Source organism: Streptococcus suis (assembly GCF_002964575.1).
In the GTDB taxonomy this organism is placed as follows: Bacteria; Bacillota; Bacilli; order Lactobacillales; family Streptococcaceae; genus Streptococcus; species Streptococcus suis_R.
This window is the reverse complement of the sequence record NZ_POQQ01000026.1, coordinates 85,830-103,821: the sequence shown is the minus strand read 5'-3', so window position 1 is coordinate 103,821 and position 17,992 is coordinate 85,830. Positions and strand designations below refer to the sequence as shown.

The window sequence follows — 17,992 nt, the reverse complement described above, 5'->3', positions numbered from 1 at the left end:
ATATGCGTAAAGATATTCAAATGTTGCAAAAAAAGAAAGAAAAGTTACTAGAAAAAAAGCAAAAACTTGACCAAGATTTGGCTCAGGTTTTGCAGGATGAACAAGATTTAATTTATGAAGAGGTCATCGTTGTCTTTGAAAAATCAAATCTATCACTTGAAGAATTTACTAAAAAAGTCCTATTTGAAAAGGAGTTGTCGCATGAAACGATTAAGTAGTTTTGTGAAGTTGACTGGGTTGGTTATGCTTTTTAGTGGTTGCCAAACTATTTATGCAAGCTCTCCAAATCTAGACACAAATAGTCAGCCAGTAGCAATTTCGGTTAATCCTCAAGCCTCAGAGCAAAGCAATGCTAAGGGGCAAGTTACAGAAAATGTTGATGCTAATAATCAAGATTATGAAATTACCGAATCTGTTGCAACTAAGCGACAATTTGTCACATTCACGAGTAAATCAGGTAAGGTGTTTCATCTGATTATTGATCATGATAAAGGTGGACAGAATGTCCAATTACTAACAGAAGTTTCAGAACAGGATTTGCTTAACCTAATTGAATCAACTAATACGGTTGCAGTCAAACCACAAAAGATTGAAGAAGTTGTCGAAGAAAAACCTGTCAAGAAAGAAGAATCGAAACAAAAATCTTCAGCTGGTAACTACATTATTATCGGTCTATTTCTTATTGGAGTTTTGTGTGCAGGGTATTATATGAAGGTCATTAAACCCAAGAAAGAACACAACTTTGAAGAATTTGAAGAAGATGATGATTATGTAAGTGAAGGAGAAGAGGAAGTTTGACATTGTTTTCCTTTTTTGTATAATGACTATAGAGGTATTGAAATGGATTTAACAAGTAAGCAAATTAAAAATTTATCACATAATAAATGGTATCATGCTACTTTAAAAAGACATCTTCCGTCTTTGTTGAAAGGGATAAAGGTAGATTTCAACTTAGGACATGAACTCGATTTTGGTGCTGGATTTTATATCACTTCGGATTTTCAACAAGCTCAAAAATATATCAATCGTTTGGTAGAATTTCTAAATGCCAATAATGCTAGTTCGAAATTTTTGGGGAATGTCGATGAGGAAGGGATTATTTTAGAGTTTGAACTGACAGATTTTCCTTCCATCTTTACAACTTCTAAATACAAGTGTCACTATTTCAATAGTCATAAGGCTTCTAATGATGTAATAGATTTTGCTGAGTTTGTGTTTCAGAATAGGCTTCGCTCAAGTGAACGGATTCATCAATTTGATTTTATATATGGAGTTCAGACGGATGATAATCCGACAGGTTTACTTCAAAAATATAAGGCTGGAATAATTTCAAAAACAGATGTTTTAGAAGAATTTCGTAAGCCATTCTCATTTAAGCAGTTATCCATTCACAATCAAGACTTTTGTGATATAATGAAGGTAAATAAGATATATTTATCTGAAGATGGAAAGGAGTTAGACCAATGGCAAAAACTGTGATTAGCCCTGTTGATTTGTATAGTAATGAATTAGCACAGGCTTTGTTAGAAGCATCTAAATACAAACTTGAGGCTAGTGTTGCACATCAAATTGCAAGACAGTATGCAAGTCAGGTAGATTTTGAAGATCCAATCTTGATGCATGTTGGGGTTAACTCCATAGCTAGCACCTTGATTGATAAAATAAAACCTGAGTATTTTCAGACTTAATAAAACGTTTTGATACTTAATCATTAGAGCGATTAGAGAAATCTAGTCGCTTTTTTCTTTTGTAAGAAAGGAGGAAAAATGTATTTTTTGGATTTATTTGCAGGGATAGGAGGTTTTCGATTAGGACTTGAACAAGCTGGTCACATTTGTGTCGGTTTTTGTGAAATAGACCGCTTTGCTCGAAATTCCTACCAAGCTATTTTTGATACGGGAGGAGAAGTTGAATTTCATGATATACGAGAAATATCCAATAAGTCATTCCGCAAGCTCCGAGGAAAAATTGATTGTATCTGTGGTGGATTCCCTTGTCAGGCATTTTCGCTCGCAGGACGAAGATTGGGATTTGAAGATACTAGAGGAACTCTGTTCTTCGAGATTGCTAGAGCGACCCAACAAATCCAACCACGGTTTTTACTACTTGAAAACGTTAAGGGCTTACTCAATCATGACCAAGGGAGGACGTTCCGAACTATACTCACCACGCTTAATGAATTGGGGTATGATGTTGAATGGCAAGTACTTGACAGCAAATATTTTGGTGTCCCTCAACACAGGGAAAGAGTCTATATTATTGGACATTCTAGAGGAAGAAGTCGACAGTTCATTTTTCCTCTCGGACGAAAAAGTAAACAGACTAATTTATCAAGTCCAACATGTCTAGGAAATATAAATCCTTCAGGAAGTGGGTTAAATGGAAATGTATATTCATCGAGCGGAATTTCGCCCGCTTTGACTACTAATAAAGGTGAGGGGGTAAAAATTGCTTATCCTATCCTAACACCTGATAGATTGGTTAAAAGGCAAAGGGGACGGCGGATGAAAGACCCAACAGAACCCATGTTGACGTTAACGGCACAAGACCGACACGGAGTTGTCTTGGAAAAACGCATTCCGAGAAAACGAGGACTTTACATACGTTCAAATACAAATAAGGGATTCGAGATTGCTGTTGAAGGTGACTCGCTTAATTTTGCTTATCCATCATCAAATTTTCGTAGAGGACGAGTTGGAAAACAGGTTGCTCAAACCTTAGTAACTGGTAACTCTCTTGGAGTTGTAACGAATCAATTGCGGATTCGTAAATTAACTCCAAGAGAGTGTTTTCGTTTACAGGGTTTTCCTGACTGGGCATTTAATCGAGCCAGTAGTGTTTCTTCCAATTCGCAATTGTATAAGCAAGCAGGTAACGCAGTAACGGTACCTGTTGTTTATGAAATTGGCAAGAGATTAGCCGCTATAGAAAAGGAGGGAAAAGCAGTTGAAAACCATGAGAGTTGTTGAATTATTTGGAGGAATTGGTGCTTTTCGGAAAGCACTACTAAATCAGAAGGTCCCTCATGAATTGATAGACTTTGTTGAAATAGATAGGAATTGTGTAAAAAGTTATAACGTCCTCTATAACGAGAATTTTATTCCTCAATCCGTTAAAGGGTATTCCTTACCAAATGTTCAGATTGACCTGTTAATGCATGGTAGTCCTTGTCAGGATTTTTCACGTTCTGGACTAAAAAGAGGGGGAAGGAAAGGTTCGTTTACGAGAAGTTCACTATTGTTTGAGACAATTATGATTTTAAAAAATGCTGTCAAAAAACCTAAATGGGTTATTTGGGAGAATGTCGTAGGTGTACTAGATAAGAAAATGAAACCAACATTTGAGACCTATCTATCTGAACTGGAATATTTAGGCTATTCATCTTGCTATTGGGTTTTGGACAGCTATGATTTTGGAATACCTCAAAAACGGAAACGTGTCTTTGTAGTGAGTTTTCTTGGCGAAGTTAACCCATTTGATTTTTCAAAATTGGAACGCATGAAATCTCCGTCGATGCAGGTATTTTTGGAGAAAGATGTAGCCGAGAAGTATCTGGTCACCCAACCTTCAATTCTAAAATATATTGAAAAAGCTTGTCAGTCAGTTTTTACTGAACGAGTTCATATCATTCAAGATTATTGCTATACCATTTCTACGAAGCAAACACGAGTGCCAAATGCTGGGTTTATTAAACTTACAAATGGGAAATATCGCTATCTAACAGAAAGAGAATGTTTCCGCTTGATGGGATTTACTGATTTAGACTTTGATTTATTACGAACTGTATATCCAGAAAAAAACAACAAGAAATCCAGTATCCTCTATCAACAAGCCGGAAATTCCATAGTAGTACCAGTTCTAGAGGCAATCATAAAACAAATTTATCAGAAGGAGTTAATCAAATGAAACTATTACACAAGAAATCAATTTACGAAAGCAATTACGAAGAATCTTTGCGACATGACAAGGAGATAGACGATATTATATCAAAACTTTTGTCGCTACCAGATTACCATTCGGAATTTCAATTACGATTCGAGGATGATTATCATAAGGAAATGAATGTTCCTTTAGACTATGAATCATTTCTTCATAATATTTTCGATTTTATTGCGGAGCAAGACATAAAAAATGGAGTTGATGTTCTTTTGACTGACGAAGGAAATCTTTGCTTTATGGCTTACGGCCAGTCGTATACCATTCGCTCTACTGGTGTATCGGATGTGGTTCGAACTTCTGTAACAGTTATCTCTAAAGATGAAGATGATAATAAAGTGGATTTTGGTCAGCACTTTGCTTGTCCAGTCCCTGAAAAAGAGCAAACGAACAAACCTAAGTCCGAACATGTTTTATAGGGATAGAAAGGAGAAGTCATGCGAGTTGAAGATTATGCCAACTATGTCGGAGACTTATCCAGTTACTATCTCTCAGATGTTGATGCTTATCAGAGACTGTTAGCACGCTTGGGCTTTGTTGTTGGCTTTGACTTTCAAAATCAATTGAGCATTATTCATCAGAGACCGACAGCCAGTTTATGCTCAGACTTTCAATCCTGGAAATCAGTTGACCATATTGTTAGACGAGGTCAAAAAGGGATTCCAATTTTATTAAATAAACAATCCAAAATGTCAATTGGATATGTATTTGACATAAGTCAGACAGTTTTGACGAATAGAGATAACAAGCCAATTGTGGAGTGGCAATATGAAGCAGGTCAGGATCTATCCATTTTAGCAGACCTTGTTCATGAGAGACTATCGCTTAGACCAGAAAATGAGGCTGCTGCAATTCGCTATCTTGCAAATCTTGCAACGAAAGGTATTGGTTCAAAAGTTCTTGTCGGAATGAATTTAGATGTGGAAACCGAATCAAACTTATTACGCTTTATTGAACAAAGTTTTGAAGCAGTATTATCAAATAGACTTGGAATTGCACTAAAACTGAACCAAGACTTGCTAGAAAATGGTCTCGGTCAATTTAGCCCACGTCAGTTTCTGATATTTGGTGATTATTTGACCAGAATGTCGCAAAAAATTCTCAGGATTATTCATCAAAAAAAGTATGAGAAAATTGCATTAAAAGAGCAGACAAAAGAACTGATTGAGCGGTATAATGAGGTTGTAGAAGAAAGAGGAGGACAAAGAGATGAATCAAGCATTACTGATCGAGAAGATGAACACGACCTTGACAGTCAACGACTTCAGTCACTGTCAATCAACAGAGGAGATAGTAGAGGTGATTTATCGTCTAACACTACAGACCCTTCGAACCAATCAACAGATTCGGGACGAGATTGGGAAAGCTCTCTACTCCAAGGAAAGATTGGAGTTTCTGAGCAAGGAAGAGAACAAGACCGAACTACTTTTGGAATTATATCAGACAGGACAGCTGATTCCACATTTGATAGCAGTGGAGAAAGAATCACAGAGCATGGCGGAACAAATAGAAAGTCATCTGATTCAAGAATGGAAGTTGACCGAGGACTTGAAGACCAAGGATATGTTGAGCTGGATCAGCCAGATGAACAATCTTCGTCAATCCGTCAAGGAACAAGTCAGGGAGAATCTAATTTACATTTAGATAAAATATCACTTGAAGAATTGCATGATGTACTTCGAAAAGGTACTGGTACACGAGGTGGGCGACTTAGAGTTGCTCACTTTTTTTCTAGTCAGGAAGATATTAAAATTCAAGCTCATTTTTTACAAAAAGAATATGGATGGGGTGGTGCTACTGGTCCAAATTTTCCTATTTCCTACAATTATGACTCCAGAGGCTTGCACTTGACAAGAAAGGCTGATGGTTATAACGAAACATTTAGTTGGAGGAAAGTTGCAGGTGAAATTGATAGACTTTTAGAAAATGAGACGTATCTGTCTGATGACGAAAGCAAGCTTTACCAATACAATGAACAGATATTCTCTAATTTTCAAGAATCACCATTATTTGAATTTGATAAACTGGACAATGGTCAAGTTAATGTATTTTTGGAAGATGAATTTGTAGCACGAATTGATACAGTTGGTCAGGTTAGCTATGTTGTAGAGTTAGAGGACCGTTTTAAGTTTGAAATTGATGAGTATGTTCAAAACCTAGAAACTAGTTTGCTGATAGAAAAAATCAGTCAGCATGAGCAGTTGGATCTCTTTGATGATTCAGCTTTTGATGATAGTAGTGTTGATGATATAATACCTGTTGCGGAAGTTATCAATTCAGCAGACCATCTCACTCCTTCACAGTCCACTAGGAAACCTGATTTATTAGACAACTACATTCTAGATAATTTACCACATTCACTCTCTCCCTCCGAACGCTTAGACAATAACTTAGAAGCGATTCGAATCATAAAAAAATTAGATTTGGAAGGTAGACGAGCTACTTTTGAAGAACAGAAATCACTTGCCTTATATGTTGGATGGGGTGGACTGGCTGATGTTTTTAACGAGGAGAAAACCGGACAATGGTTAGAAGCACGAAATGAACTTACAGAATTGCTTAGTCCAGAAGAATTTCAAGCAGCCAAGGAATCCACCTTGACTGCTTTTTATACACCACCAATGGTCATTGACGCTATTTATCTGGGATTGAAGAATCTTGGATTTGAAAACGGTAATATTTTGGAGCCTTCTTGTGGGGTTGGAAACTTCCTCGGTCGCCTACCAAGTGAAATGGGGCATTCAAAAATCTATGGTGTAGAGTTAGATAGAATCAGCGGTAGGATTGCACAAGAACTATATCAAAAATCAACTATTCAAATACAAGGATACGAAGATACAAGCTTTTCAAATAATTTCTTCGATGTGGCAGTTGGAAATGTTCCGTTTGGTGATTTTAAAGTTTCGGATAGAGATTATGACCGAGAAAAATTCTTGATACATGATTATTTCTTTGCCAAGTCTATCGACAAGGTTCGCAGTGGTGGAGTGATTGCATTTGTGACCTCTTCTGGAACCATGGACAAACAAGATAGTCGAGTCCGTCAGTATCTGGCCAATAGGTGCGATTTATTGGGGGCCATTCGGCTACCAAATTCAACTTTTAAAGGTTTGGCAGGAACTGAAGTTACCAGTGATATTCTTTTCTTGCAGAAGCGAGATGTTATTCGAGAGCAAGATGTTGACTGGATACATTTAGCAAGAGATGAGAATGGATTTACTTACAATAAGTATTTTGTAGATCATCCAGAGATGGTCTTGGGTAAAATGACAGAAGTCTCTGGGAGATTTGGTCCAAGTTTAGCTTGTATTCCCAATGAGGAAAATTTGAGTGTGCAATTGACAACTGCCGTTGAAGAAATTCAAGGTGAGATACCAAATATTAAAATCCATCAACAAATCAATGATGGGCAGGACATACTTCCAGCTTTGGATCATGTTAAGAATTTTTCTTATACCATGATAGATGGAATTCCCTATTTTCGTGAAGATTCGGTGATGATTCGGCAACACATGACAGACAAGGAAATCAATAGACTAAAAAATTATCTAGCGGTTGTCGAAAGTCTGAAAGAAGTCATTCAACTCCAAAAAGAAAATGCTAGTGATGAGTTAATTCAAGAAAGTCAACATAGGTTAAATAAAGCTTATGATACTTTCAAAGCCAATCATGACTATATTAACTCTACACTAAACCGTAGGAATTTGCGAGAAGATAGTAACTATCCATTAGTATCATCAATTGAGAAACTGGATAAAGGTAAGTTTGTAGGGAAAGGGGATATTTTCTTTAAACGGACGATTGCTAAAGCAAAAGTTGTCGAGCATTGTGAATCTAGTCATGAAGCTTTGATACTTTCAATTTCAGAAAAGGGAAGAGTTGACTTTGACTATATGACCAAGTTGACCGACAAAGCGAGAGAAGTTCTCGTAAAAGAGTTGAAAGACGAGATATATCTCGATATTCCCTACATATATCCCGAAACAACATTACTTCCATTTTCAGAGAAAGGTATGGAAGAAATGGGATTAACGTATGTTCCAGCAGACCAATACCTTAGTGGAAATATTCGTGAGAAAATGGCAATCATGGATTTTTACATTGAAAGGTATCAAGCAATTGAAAATCCAGATAAGGATGTTCTTGATAATATAATTGAACTGAAATTTCAGCGAGATAAACTTCAGGGAGTCATGCCTAAAGAATTGACCGCAAGTGAAATATCGGTACGACTTGGTGCAACTTGGATTCCTACATCAGATATCAATCAGTTTATTTTTGACACTTTACAGCCTGGTTATTATGCTAAACAAGCAATAAATGTTCATTTTTCTCCTTTTACATCAGAGTGGAAGATTGATGGCAAGACACAAGACAGTCGCAATGACTTAGCAAATTTGACTTATGGGACAAGTAGGGTAAATGCTTATCGACTCATTGAAGATTCATTGAATTTGCGTGATACTAGAGTGTACGATACTGTCTATTCTGATGGTGGTGATAAAAGACAAGTTCTAAACAAGAAAGAAACTATGTTAGCAGGTGAGAAGCAAGAACTTCTCAAAGAAGCTTTCAAGGATTGGATTTTTAAGGACCAAAGGCGAAGACATCGTTTAGAAAAACTCTATAATGAGAAATTTAATTCTATACGAAATCGTGAGTATGATGGTCAATATTTATCCCTTGAAGGAATGACAGCAGATATAAGTTTACGTCCTCATCAAAAAAATGCTATTGCGAGGACACTATACGGAGGCAATACACTTCTAGCTCATGTTGTCGGAGCAGGGAAAACGTTCGAGATGGTTGCCAGTGCTATTGAAAGTAAGCGTCTGGGCATGAGCAATAAAGCTTTGTTTGTTGTTCCAAACCACTTGACGGAACAAATGGGACGGGAGTTTATGGAGTTGTATCCAGCTGCCAATATCATGGTGGCCACGAAAAAAGATTTTGAACCTGCCAATCGTAAACGGTTTGTTGGTAGGATAGCGACTGGTGAATATGATGCAGTTATTATTGGACATACTCAATTTGAGAAGATTCCAATGAGTAAGGAATATCAGGAGCAGCACTTAAAACGTCAAATTCAAGATATAGTTGAGTTTATTGAAGAATATAAGTACCAAAGAGACCAAAACTTTACTGTCAAGCAACTTGAGGGAACTAAGAAGAAATTAGAAGCCAAACTAAAAAAATTAAATGATGATTTCCGTAAGGATGATGTTGTCACCTTTGAAGAATTGGGAGTTGACAAACTATATATTGATGAAGCTCATAACTACAAAAATCTTTATCTTTATACCAAAATGCGAAACGTGGCAGGAATTGGCCAAACTGAAGCTATGAAATCTTCAGATATGTTTATGAAGTGTCGTTATTTGGACGAGTTGACAGGTGGAAAGGGTGTTGTTTTTGCGACAGGTACACCAGTGTCAAATTCGATGAGTGAACTCTACACAATGCAACGTTATCTCCAATATGATGACCTGGAGAAAAAAGGTTTACACCACTTTGATTCCTGGGCTTCTACATTCGGTGAAACAGTTACTGCCATCGAACTATCTCCAGAGGGTGACTCCTATCGTAGTAAGACACGATTCTCAAAATTTTATAATTTGCCTGAACTCATGTCCTTTGTTAAAGAAATGGCTGATATTAAAACTGCAGACCTTTTGAATTTACCAACACCCCAAGCCCATTACGAAACAATTTTAACCAGACCAACGAACCATCAGAAAGAAATTTTAAAGACTTTATCTGAACGAGCTGATAAGGTACGTAATAGAAAAGTTGAGCCTCATGAAGATAATATGTTACGAATAACAAATGATGGAAAAAAGATTGCCTTGGATCAACGTTTAATCAATACCTTACTACCTGATGATCCGGAAAGTAAGGTCAATGTCTGCACAAAAAATATTTTTTCTATTTGGGAAAAATCGAGCGAACAACGGTCAGCACAGCTAGTTTTTTGTGATATGTCTACACCTAAAGGGGATGGAACATTCAATCTTTATGATGATATGAAAGGCAAGTTAATTGAACTAGGTATCCCAGAAAATGAAATAGCATTTATACATGATGCGAATAATGAAAAGCAAAAGGCAGAACTCTTTGCCAAGGTCAGAAGTGGAGATGTTCGCATTTTATTTGGTTCTACATCGAAAATGGGAGCAGGAACAAACGTTCAAAGTAAACTAATAGCCTTACATGATTTAGATGTTCCTTGGAGGCCAGCTGATTTGGAGCAAAGGTCTGGTCGTATCGTGCGTCAGGGGAATGAAAACAAGGATGTCTATATCTACCGTTATGTGACCGAGAATACCTTTGATGCCTACCTTTGGCAGACCATTGAAAATAAGCAAAAGTTTATCTCCCAAATTATGACCTCAAAAACACCTGTGCGCGTGGCTGATGATGTTGATGAGAATACCTTGAACTATGCAGAAATTAAAGCACTTGCGACTGGTAATCCACTTATTAAAGAAAAGATGGATTTAGATGTTGAAGTATCGAAGTTACGAATGTTGGAATCCAATTATAAATCTAACCTCTATCAGTTAGAAGATAAAATTGCAAAACATTATCCATCAGAGATTACTCGATTAAAAGGGCAAATTGTAAAAGTAAATGAAGATATTAAAAGACGTGAGCCTAAAGTACAAGGTGATGGCCTATTTAACGGAATGGAGATTTTAGGTAAGACTTATTCTGACAAAAAAGAAGCAGCAGAAGAATTGATGAAAATTTTACCATTGGTTCCAGCTGAAGGCAGTATGCCTATTGGCAACTATCGTGGATTTGAGCTTTCAGCCTTCTTCAATCAGATTGCTCAAGCAATGGATTTTGTGATTGAGGGAAATCTTTCTTACAATGGTCATTTTGGTGAAAGCCCAGAAGGCAATATTCAGCGTTTAGACAACGTTTTGGATCGGATTGATGAAGAACTATCCAAGCTAGAAAATAGACTGTCAGATGTCCAATACAAGCTCCAGGTAGCAAAAGAAGAGGTGACAAAACCATTTGAAAAGGCTGATATGTTAAAAGAAAAGACCTTGCGTTTAGCAGAGGTCAATCGTATCTTGGACATGGGCGAAGTAGAAGAACTGGATAACCCCAATCCCTTACTTGAAGATGTTAAAGCAGCGATTGTTGACTTTATGGATCGTGAGTATGGCTCCAGAAAAGAATCAAATCAAAGTAAAGAAGAACAATTCAATGATATATTCTCAACTGGAGATTTAGTCTACTTAGCCAAGAGCAAAAGTAACGTTGGTGGATATGATATTGAGTATAGTGTGGACTTGTCCAATTTTTCTTGGAAATTAACCTTCGCAGATTCAGATATAAGTACAGGTCAGTTTGATGGAAGTACAACAGATGAGCAAGCACAGCATTTTAAATTATTTTTAGAACATTCCACCAAAGACGATTTACTATCAATTGATGAGAAAACAACCTGTCAAATGCTCGGTTTACCTTACACGAGAGATTCGCTTGATCATGACATGGATAACGATGGAATTACAGACCGTTATGACCATGATATTAAGGATAGTGATGTCTTTGAATCAACCTATGATGTTGATGGAGAGGAAAAACGACCTTCCACATTAGCACAAATTCAAGCTTTTAAAGCTGAAGTTGAAGAACGTGACTACAAAAGTCAGTATAAAGAAGAAATAGAAGAGGAGCAAGTAATATGAATTTTGAAGAAATGAAATCAACCTTAGAAAATATGTTGAAAGAAAACTATGCAGACTTTACCAAGGCCATTATTTCAATTGAAAAGGATATTTCAGACCCAGACTTGTTGGAACAAGTCTACCAGGCCTATATGGATGATGATTCAATTTCAGGTTTGTTGCATTCCAATATAGATGCGATTATTGAAACATTAGAAACTGATAAGAGCCAAATATCCCTAGTTAATGTTGAATTTGTTGGCAATGTTACGAAAGATGTTGAAGTTAACGTATTTCGAGGTGCGGATGGTGAGAATTTTAAAGTTGCAAATTTTTCCATAGCACGCAATGATGAAGAGGGGAATACGCAATTTACGAAGGTAATAGCTTATAACGGACGGGCTGACTTTGCAGAGCAATTAAAGAAAGGGGATTTTGTTAAGTTAACAGGTCAGATGAAGTATGATGAGTATGAAGGAAAACTCTTCAGTAACCTTGTTGTTAAGAATATAAAAATCTTAAAAACGAGAAAGAAATCCCTGGAGGAGAAGGCTGCGAAAGAAGAGAAACCTTCAACGTTAGGAGCATTGAAAGAGTATTCCCAACAAACAAAATCAGAACAAACTAAACCTAAACAGGATAAAGGGATGGAATTATGAAATAAGCTAGACTTCCGATTTTGGAGGTCTAGCTTATTTTTTCGGTCTGGAGTAAAGTGTTGTGCTTTGCTTAGTTTGATGGTCAATTTCAATTATCTCTAATACTGTATACCTTACTTGATTCATTGTGTAGTCACGAGTTGATTTTTCAAAGGTTGAAACAGGTATATACTGATTTGGCTCTTTGGAATCTCTCTGTCTATCAAGAAATAGATAACCGATTTTATTGTCGAACGTAAATTCTAATAGATACTCCCATCGAATCTTGCTTCCCTTGATTGGATATAGTTTTGTAAATCGTACTGATAGAGTTGGTGAAGAAAAACTTTCTCTGAGTATTTCGAGAATACGCAACCTTCCACATATATCAGTAAAACCATTTGACCTAGTTAGCAATTCTTCGGAGATTGTTTTTTTCAAAATCAAATTATAGATTTCGTGCTTAGATCTGGTGGGTAAAGATAAACCTCTTAACTTATGTATACCTGCTAAGTGTACAAAATGTTCCTCAGAAAACGTAAGATTGAGAGTTGTTTGTTGTCCTTTTCGTCCTAAAATAATTTGATAGGTTTTTGAAAGGAGTTTTTTATAATTTCTTGCGGATGAGAGTAATAATGATTCCATGTATTTCCTTAGAAAAAAGGACAGGATAACCTGCCCTTAGTAATGAGTGTTTTCAGTGTTGGCTTGAGGTGTTCACACACAACCCTGGTAAAGCTCCAGCCACAGTCAAACCAACCGACCATAGACCTTCAACGCTTAGTAAATACTCTTGTTATCTACAGTTTTATTATATAGAAAATGTTCTATTAAATCAAGTATTTTACAAAAAAATCACTATTCTGCAATTAGTCTCAGGATAAGTTGAAGTTAGAGATTAGTAGGTCTTGTTTTTACTCCTAGATACTGATATAAACGAACAAGCCTATTATCTTTTAGTGATTCAACATTGAACATAAAATAATGGTCTTGATAATCTTTAGCGTTTTCTTTGTTCAATTTGAAATAGGATTTTTGAGATTTGGCCATGGCAAGCATAATATCATCTGTTAAAAATGTTAGTGGTGTATCTAGAGCAGAATAGCGATAGAAATCCGCTTCAAATTTTCGGTAACGGTCACTAAAATAGTCCATCTGGAGTTGGTTCTTATTAAAATCAAGCTGATTCATACTCTACCTCCAAGTCTATTGCAAGAATATCAGATATTTGGATACTGATGTAGCCTTCTTTTGTTTCAAATGAAATCGATTGAAAAGTCAAGTTCTTTACTTTCCCTACATAAGTCCTACCAGGAACTGTCAGAATACCAGTTAATTGGTGGCTATATAGTTGATTGAGTAGCAGTAGTTTATCTGCTAAACTCAACTCACTTGAATAATCAATGCGATTACGTTCTTGTTCTAAACCCGATGTATGTTCTGATAAGAAAAATCCCATCCATTTGGCCATCTTTCGGTCTTGATATTCTCTAGCAACCTTAAAAGGGAGATAACTTCTATCAATCATTTTAAACCCTCCAATCCTCCAGCGGAATGTCCACCGACTAATCTACTGCGAGCAATTGCCCTTGAATTTTCTAATAAAGAACTAGCTTTCTGTACAGCAAGAAATCCAAATCGATCACGAACGGAATCAATGGTTGTCTCCAATTTTTCCTCTTTTTCGCTTTCTTCAAAATTATCAAAAAGTGAAATCACAGTAAAGTTTTCATCCACCAATCCATCGTACCTTACAGCAATGCTTCTAACTGCCCCTCCATCGTATTTTGAACGAAAGAGAGAAACAACTTCATCTTGAAAAACAAGCGTACGATTATTGGGGTTAATTTTTCTTTGAACATTGATTGATTTCTTGTTTTCGAAGTTTGAATAGCCTACACTTATGGCAACTACAGTTGCTTTTTTGTGCCTTCTGCGTAGCCGAATCGCAACTTGCTCTGCCATTTCACGTAGGACAAGCTCTATATCGCTTTGACGTGTATAGTCTTTGTGAAGTACTTGTGAATTACCAATCCCAACTTCTTTTGGCCGATAGGGTTCATGGACATTACTTTCATCGATGCCATTAGCATGAAACCAATGTTGTACTCCAATAACACCAAATTCTTTTTTCAAGATAGTAGGGTCACAGTTGGCCAATTCTTTGATGCTGTAGATTCCCAATTTGTTTAGTCGTTTTTCTGTTCGTGAACCAATTCCCCAAAAGTCAGTCATTTTCGGAATGTTCCAGACCTTCGTTTCAACATCTTCATAGGACCAATTGGCACGCATGGTAGCAGTGGTTTTAGCTTCATTATCAAGTGCTAATTTGGCAAGAAGTGGATTAGCATTACTCATACCAACAGTTGAATAGACACCAGTTTTTTCCCAAATATCGTGTTGAATTTTTGCTGAAACCACATCCAACTTTTCTATGCGACTTAGAGATTTGTCTTTAACAAAATAATTTAGCGATGAAGTTAAGTCTATAAATCCCTCATCAATAGAATAAGGCAGAATATCTGTTGGATCTGCATAATTTTGAAATACTTTTTGTATTTCAAGATTTTTTTGAATGTACAAGTCCATTCTGGGTGGCACAATAAATGTACGCTTGGCCCAATTTTCTATGAAGGAAACAAACTTTGCATCCGTTGGCAATCCTGAGATTTTAGCACGGTAATAGTTAAATTTTCTGGTATGAACATCAAAGGGGAGGTCGTAGGCTCTACCGACATTTCCTTTACCAAATACTTTTTTGAACATTGGAGAAGAGGCTAAAATTAAACCAGAAGAGTTGTCAGCCCTACTCATGACACAAAGTGAAGTATGGAGCGGGTGAAGTCCTCTCTCTACACATTCGATGGATGCGTAGAAGGATTTCATATCAACAAAAGCAATATCGCTACGTGGTTCTTTTGAATAGTCGATATAGCCCATACTATTCACCTTGTTTTTAGTTTTGCTAGTTCATCGACCAATTCTGTCAGATGGTCTGTTACGTCGTATTCTTCTTTTTCAAGAGATAAGATAATGTGGTCTTCCTTGAGGTAGATCATTTCTTTAACAAACTTTGACATCTCTAACCTCCAATCACCGGCATGAAGTGCCCTACAACCTTGCCAACAATTCTGATTTCATCTTCAAAGGGGATAAATTTCTCGACGACATCTGGATTGATAGAAACCATTCTAAAGCCGTCTTCTTCACGATAGAGTTTCTTGATGTAGAGAGCTCCATTCCAGTTTAATGCATAGACAGCCCCATCATAATCAAATCCAGTAGCTCGAATCAACGCAACCTCTCCGTCTTTGTAAACAGGTTCCATTGAGTTACCTGAAATCCAAGTTGCTATATCAAACCCTGAATATTCATCTTCTGAATAAACAGTTTCTGTTTCATACTCATCAAAGAAACTTTCACCTGGTCCGGCAGATAATTGAACTTCGGAAAGCACCTGATAGGAGAACAGTGACACAACATTCTCAGCAATGGATTGAGATGCTAAAAGTTGTTCAACATAATCCTCGGCAGCTAATTTATTTTCATCTGTGAGTAGAAGATAGTTTTGAACGATAGTATATTCAGATTCAAAAAAAGATTCCTCTACGTCGAAAATATCAGCAAGTATGGAAAGATTCTTCTGATTTGGTTTGGTTTTTCCGCTTTCCCAGGCACTAAAAGACATGCGACTAATCTTCAGTTTTCGTGCTATTTCAGCTTGTGAAAATCCTAATTCTATTCTTTTTTCTTTTAATTTTTTTGGAGAGAACATGATTACTCCTTTCTGTGTCAGTTTATAAACTTACACAAAGTATAAAATATTTTTTGTAATTTGACAAGTATTAGTTTAAAAATAATTCGACAATTCTATATAATGAGCGGACAAAATATGAGAAATGCAGTAAACTAGAAGTGCAAAAGGAGTGATACTGTTATGATTTTGTTAAGTTTATATGGGCTAATTATTGTTGCAGCAATTTGTCTTTTCTTTTTCTTTGCAAAGACTTCTGTTAAGCTTACTTGTTTTGCAATTGATTTCGTTGCAGTATTTATCTATACAATTTATCTTTTACACGGACCAGTATCCAGTAAAATTTCAAGCGGAAATATGATTTATTTTTGGGATGTTTTGTTTGGATTGACTTCAATCGTGGTCTATAGTTTTCTAATGTTGTTGTTGACCATTTACTTGCCAAAGGTAAGTAAGATTATCAATTTCGTCATAGTATATTTTGGTGTAGGGATAGGTATTTGTTTGGCAATTGATTTCATAACTTCCCTGTTATCAATCTTGAATTCAAACATTGAAGCAACCTATCGGTTACAGTTTTTGAATAATGACCTTGCTAATGATGTATTTTACTATATACTATTCTTCTTTGTTTCTATACCTGTATGGAAGAAGCGGATGGATTATCTAGCTGGTGGATAATCTTAAATATTGCGATTTTGTTCAGTTTCAAAGTAATAGTCAATATTTTTCTTGTGCTGATATAGTTTGTTGAATTGAAATTTTATTTGAGAATACTCTGTCATAAGGGTATTCTTTTTTTCTTGCAATTGTTCTAACTGGGATAATATGTCTTTTGGATTGGCTGATTTATTATTGAGTGAAAGGTCTTGTTTGGCCTTTTTGTAGGCAGTAATATCTTTCTGATATTCTTTTAAGAACTGGCGATTATTTGGTTGCTTCTGATAATGATGATAAATGAGTCTATTCTTCTGTATGACGTAAAGATTTTTCATTATCTTACCAAGTTCCGTCATTTCTTTATCAATTTGCTTAACTTCATCTTGAATCGAGATTTGTTTATCAGCAATAGATTCGATGGCAAGTTCTAAATCATTTTTTGTTTGAATACCTAGGTTTCTCAGTTCAACTAGACCTTGTGCCATGGATTTTAAGTTGTGTTTTCTCGCCCAAAATTCCAATCCTTTTTTATCATTAATCTTACTTGTATCAATAAGTTGTTGAGGCGGATTATTCTCAATTCTTTTTTTCAATCTTTCCTCAGTATAGTCGGATCCTATTGTTTTAGAGCGTGTGAATCTAGAAGCATTTTTATATTTGAAGGCAATGTGTTTTCCAAATTTGATTTCGCATTTTGATTTCCTCATACGGTCAAGAAAGTCGTCCCATGAGTTCGAACGTGAAATATTTAGGTCGATAAGAAATTGTAAATATGACTTCCAACCTTTACCATTTTGGCTTTGTTCCCACTCATAATGGGATTTTCCTCTGGTTTTGTATTTCGTTCGATAGGTTTGATAATGTTCATCAATAATTGACAATTTGTATTTTTTGCATATGCGATCACTAGTATACCGTATTTGGTGATAGGTCCGTTTATTGCTTTGATAGCATTTCCCAGTTTTAAAATTGACATTATTAAAAATAATATGATTATGAATATGGCCTTTGTCAATATGAGTAGTAAGTACAAATTCATACTCATCTTTCAAGATATTTTTACAGAGTTCTAGTCCAATTTTATGGGCAGTTTCTTGGTCAACTTCACCTGGTAAGAAGGACTGAATCAGGTGTCTAGCTAGTACCGTTCCATTTACTTTATTCTCTTTTCGAGTTTGTAAGAATTGTAAATGAGCAGTGGTAGGAAAACACATGTGTGTCGAAATGAGCGTTTGATCATCTGTTTTTTTCTTCTCAAAGATGTAGTCTATTGCAAAATGCAGAGTAGATTTAATGGGGTGAATTTTAGTAACAGCCAT

Annotated in this window: 17 protein-coding genes and 1 pseudogene; 11 read left to right on the top strand and 7 right to left on the bottom strand. The window is 36.1% G+C overall.

The annotated features are described in order from the left end of the window. The first annotated feature begins 2 nt into the window (after window positions 1-2). The 10 genes and pseudogenes from C1E58_RS12050 (at window position 3) to C1E58_RS02140 (ending at window position 12,280) form a co-directional block, all read left to right on the top strand. A complete protein-coding gene (locus C1E58_RS12050) occupies window positions 3-218 on the top strand; it encodes a hypothetical protein (RefSeq protein WP_027973788.1) in 216 nt (71 codons plus the stop codon). After that, complete coding sequence (locus C1E58_RS02175; protein ID WP_161951252.1) at window positions 202-798, top strand: CD1107 family mobile element protein; 597 nt, start codon at window positions 202-204, stop codon at window positions 796-798. Before C1E58_RS12050 ends, C1E58_RS02175 begins: the two co-directional genes overlap by 17 nt. A 42-nt stretch (window positions 799-840) precedes the next feature. After that, on the top strand, window positions 841-1,479 hold the full coding sequence (locus C1E58_RS02170) for a DUF3990 domain-containing protein (protein ID WP_105209173.1): 639 nt from the start codon (window positions 841-843) through the stop codon (window positions 1,477-1,479). After that, window positions 1,464-1,688: a hypothetical protein gene (locus C1E58_RS02165; protein ID WP_023370263.1), complete on the top strand. Its 225-nt coding sequence runs from the start codon at window positions 1,464-1,466 to the stop codon at window positions 1,686-1,688. The genes C1E58_RS02170 and C1E58_RS02165 overlap by 16 nt, the downstream gene beginning before the upstream one ends. A 78-nt stretch (window positions 1,689-1,766) precedes the next feature. Then, the gene (gene dcm / locus C1E58_RS02160) at window positions 1,767-2,969 is read left to right on the top strand and encodes a DNA (cytosine-5-)-methyltransferase (RefSeq protein WP_105209172.1); all 1,203 of its coding nucleotides are present in this window, start codon (window positions 1,767-1,769) and stop codon (window positions 2,967-2,969) included. Next, window positions 2,947-3,906: a DNA (cytosine-5-)-methyltransferase gene (dcm, locus tag C1E58_RS02155; protein WP_105209171.1), complete on the top strand. Its 960-nt coding sequence runs from the start codon at window positions 2,947-2,949 to the stop codon at window positions 3,904-3,906. Before dcm (C1E58_RS02160) ends, dcm (C1E58_RS02155) begins: the two co-directional genes overlap by 23 nt. Continuing rightward, window positions 3,903-4,355: a hypothetical protein gene (locus tag C1E58_RS02150; protein ID WP_105209170.1), complete on the top strand. Its 453-nt coding sequence runs from the start codon at window positions 3,903-3,905 to the stop codon at window positions 4,353-4,355. The genes dcm (C1E58_RS02155) and C1E58_RS02150 overlap by 4 nt, the downstream gene beginning before the upstream one ends. Window positions 4,356-5,145: 790 nt before the next feature. After that, window positions 5,146-5,580 (top strand): TnpV protein, encoded by a 435-nt coding sequence (locus C1E58_RS12580; protein ID WP_222350713.1) that lies wholly within the window; start codon window positions 5,146-5,148, stop codon window positions 5,578-5,580. Window positions 5,581-6,266: 686 nt separating this feature from the next. Beyond that, window positions 6,267-11,642 (top strand): annotated as a pseudogene (locus C1E58_RS02145) (DEAD/DEAH box helicase family protein); the annotation flags it as partial. Continuing rightward, window positions 11,639-12,280, top strand: a complete 642-nt coding sequence (locus C1E58_RS02140) for a single-stranded DNA-binding protein (RefSeq protein WP_024380847.1) — start codon at window positions 11,639-11,641, stop codon at window positions 12,278-12,280. The pseudogene C1E58_RS02145 and the gene C1E58_RS02140, both read left to right, overlap by 4 nt. 33 nt (window positions 12,281-12,313) lie before the next feature. Here the strand turns inward: C1E58_RS02140 and C1E58_RS02135 are convergent, their stop codons facing one another. From C1E58_RS02135 to C1E58_RS02115, 6 genes are all read right to left on the bottom strand, one after another. Then, the gene (locus C1E58_RS02135) at window positions 12,314-12,904 is read right to left on the bottom strand and encodes a PBECR4 domain-containing protein (protein ID WP_014636990.1); all 591 of its coding nucleotides are present in this window, start codon (window positions 12,902-12,904) and stop codon (window positions 12,314-12,316) included. A gap of 246 nt (window positions 12,905-13,150) precedes the next feature. Further along, entirely contained in the window at window positions 13,151-13,450 is a 300-nt protein-coding gene (locus C1E58_RS02130; protein WP_105209168.1) for a DUF5960 family protein, read from the bottom strand. Further along, window positions 13,437-13,787 (bottom strand): hypothetical protein, encoded by a 351-nt coding sequence (locus C1E58_RS02125; protein WP_029178977.1) that lies wholly within the window; start codon window positions 13,785-13,787, stop codon window positions 13,437-13,439. Before C1E58_RS02125 ends, C1E58_RS02130 begins: the two co-directional genes overlap by 14 nt. Next, complete coding sequence (locus C1E58_RS02120) at window positions 13,784-15,199, bottom strand: Y-family DNA polymerase (protein WP_105209167.1); 1,416 nt, start codon at window positions 15,197-15,199, stop codon at window positions 13,784-13,786. Before C1E58_RS02120 ends, C1E58_RS02125 begins: the two co-directional genes overlap by 4 nt. A gap of 5 nt (window positions 15,200-15,204) precedes the next feature. Then, window positions 15,205-15,339 carry a hypothetical protein gene (locus C1E58_RS12495; protein ID WP_269088930.1) on the bottom strand — a complete coding sequence of 45 codons (135 nt, stop codon included), beginning with the start codon at window positions 15,337-15,339 and terminating at the stop codon, window positions 15,205-15,207. Between the two features lie 2 nt (window positions 15,340-15,341). After that, the gene (locus C1E58_RS02115) at window positions 15,342-16,034 is read right to left on the bottom strand and encodes an XRE family transcriptional regulator (protein WP_105209166.1); all 693 of its coding nucleotides are present in this window, start codon (window positions 16,032-16,034) and stop codon (window positions 15,342-15,344) included. Window positions 16,035-16,196: 162 nt separating this feature from the next. Between C1E58_RS02115 and C1E58_RS02110 the strand changes: the two genes are divergently transcribed. Further along, window positions 16,197-16,694, top strand: a complete 498-nt coding sequence (locus C1E58_RS02110; RefSeq protein WP_105209165.1) for a hypothetical protein — start codon at window positions 16,197-16,199, stop codon at window positions 16,692-16,694. A gap of 2 nt (window positions 16,695-16,696) precedes the next feature. Here C1E58_RS02110 and C1E58_RS02105 read toward each other — a convergent pair whose 3' ends face one another. Further along, window positions 16,697-17,992, bottom strand: coding sequence for a relaxase/mobilization nuclease domain-containing protein (locus tag C1E58_RS02105; RefSeq protein ID WP_105209164.1), 1,296 nt, complete (start codon window positions 17,990-17,992; stop codon window positions 16,697-16,699).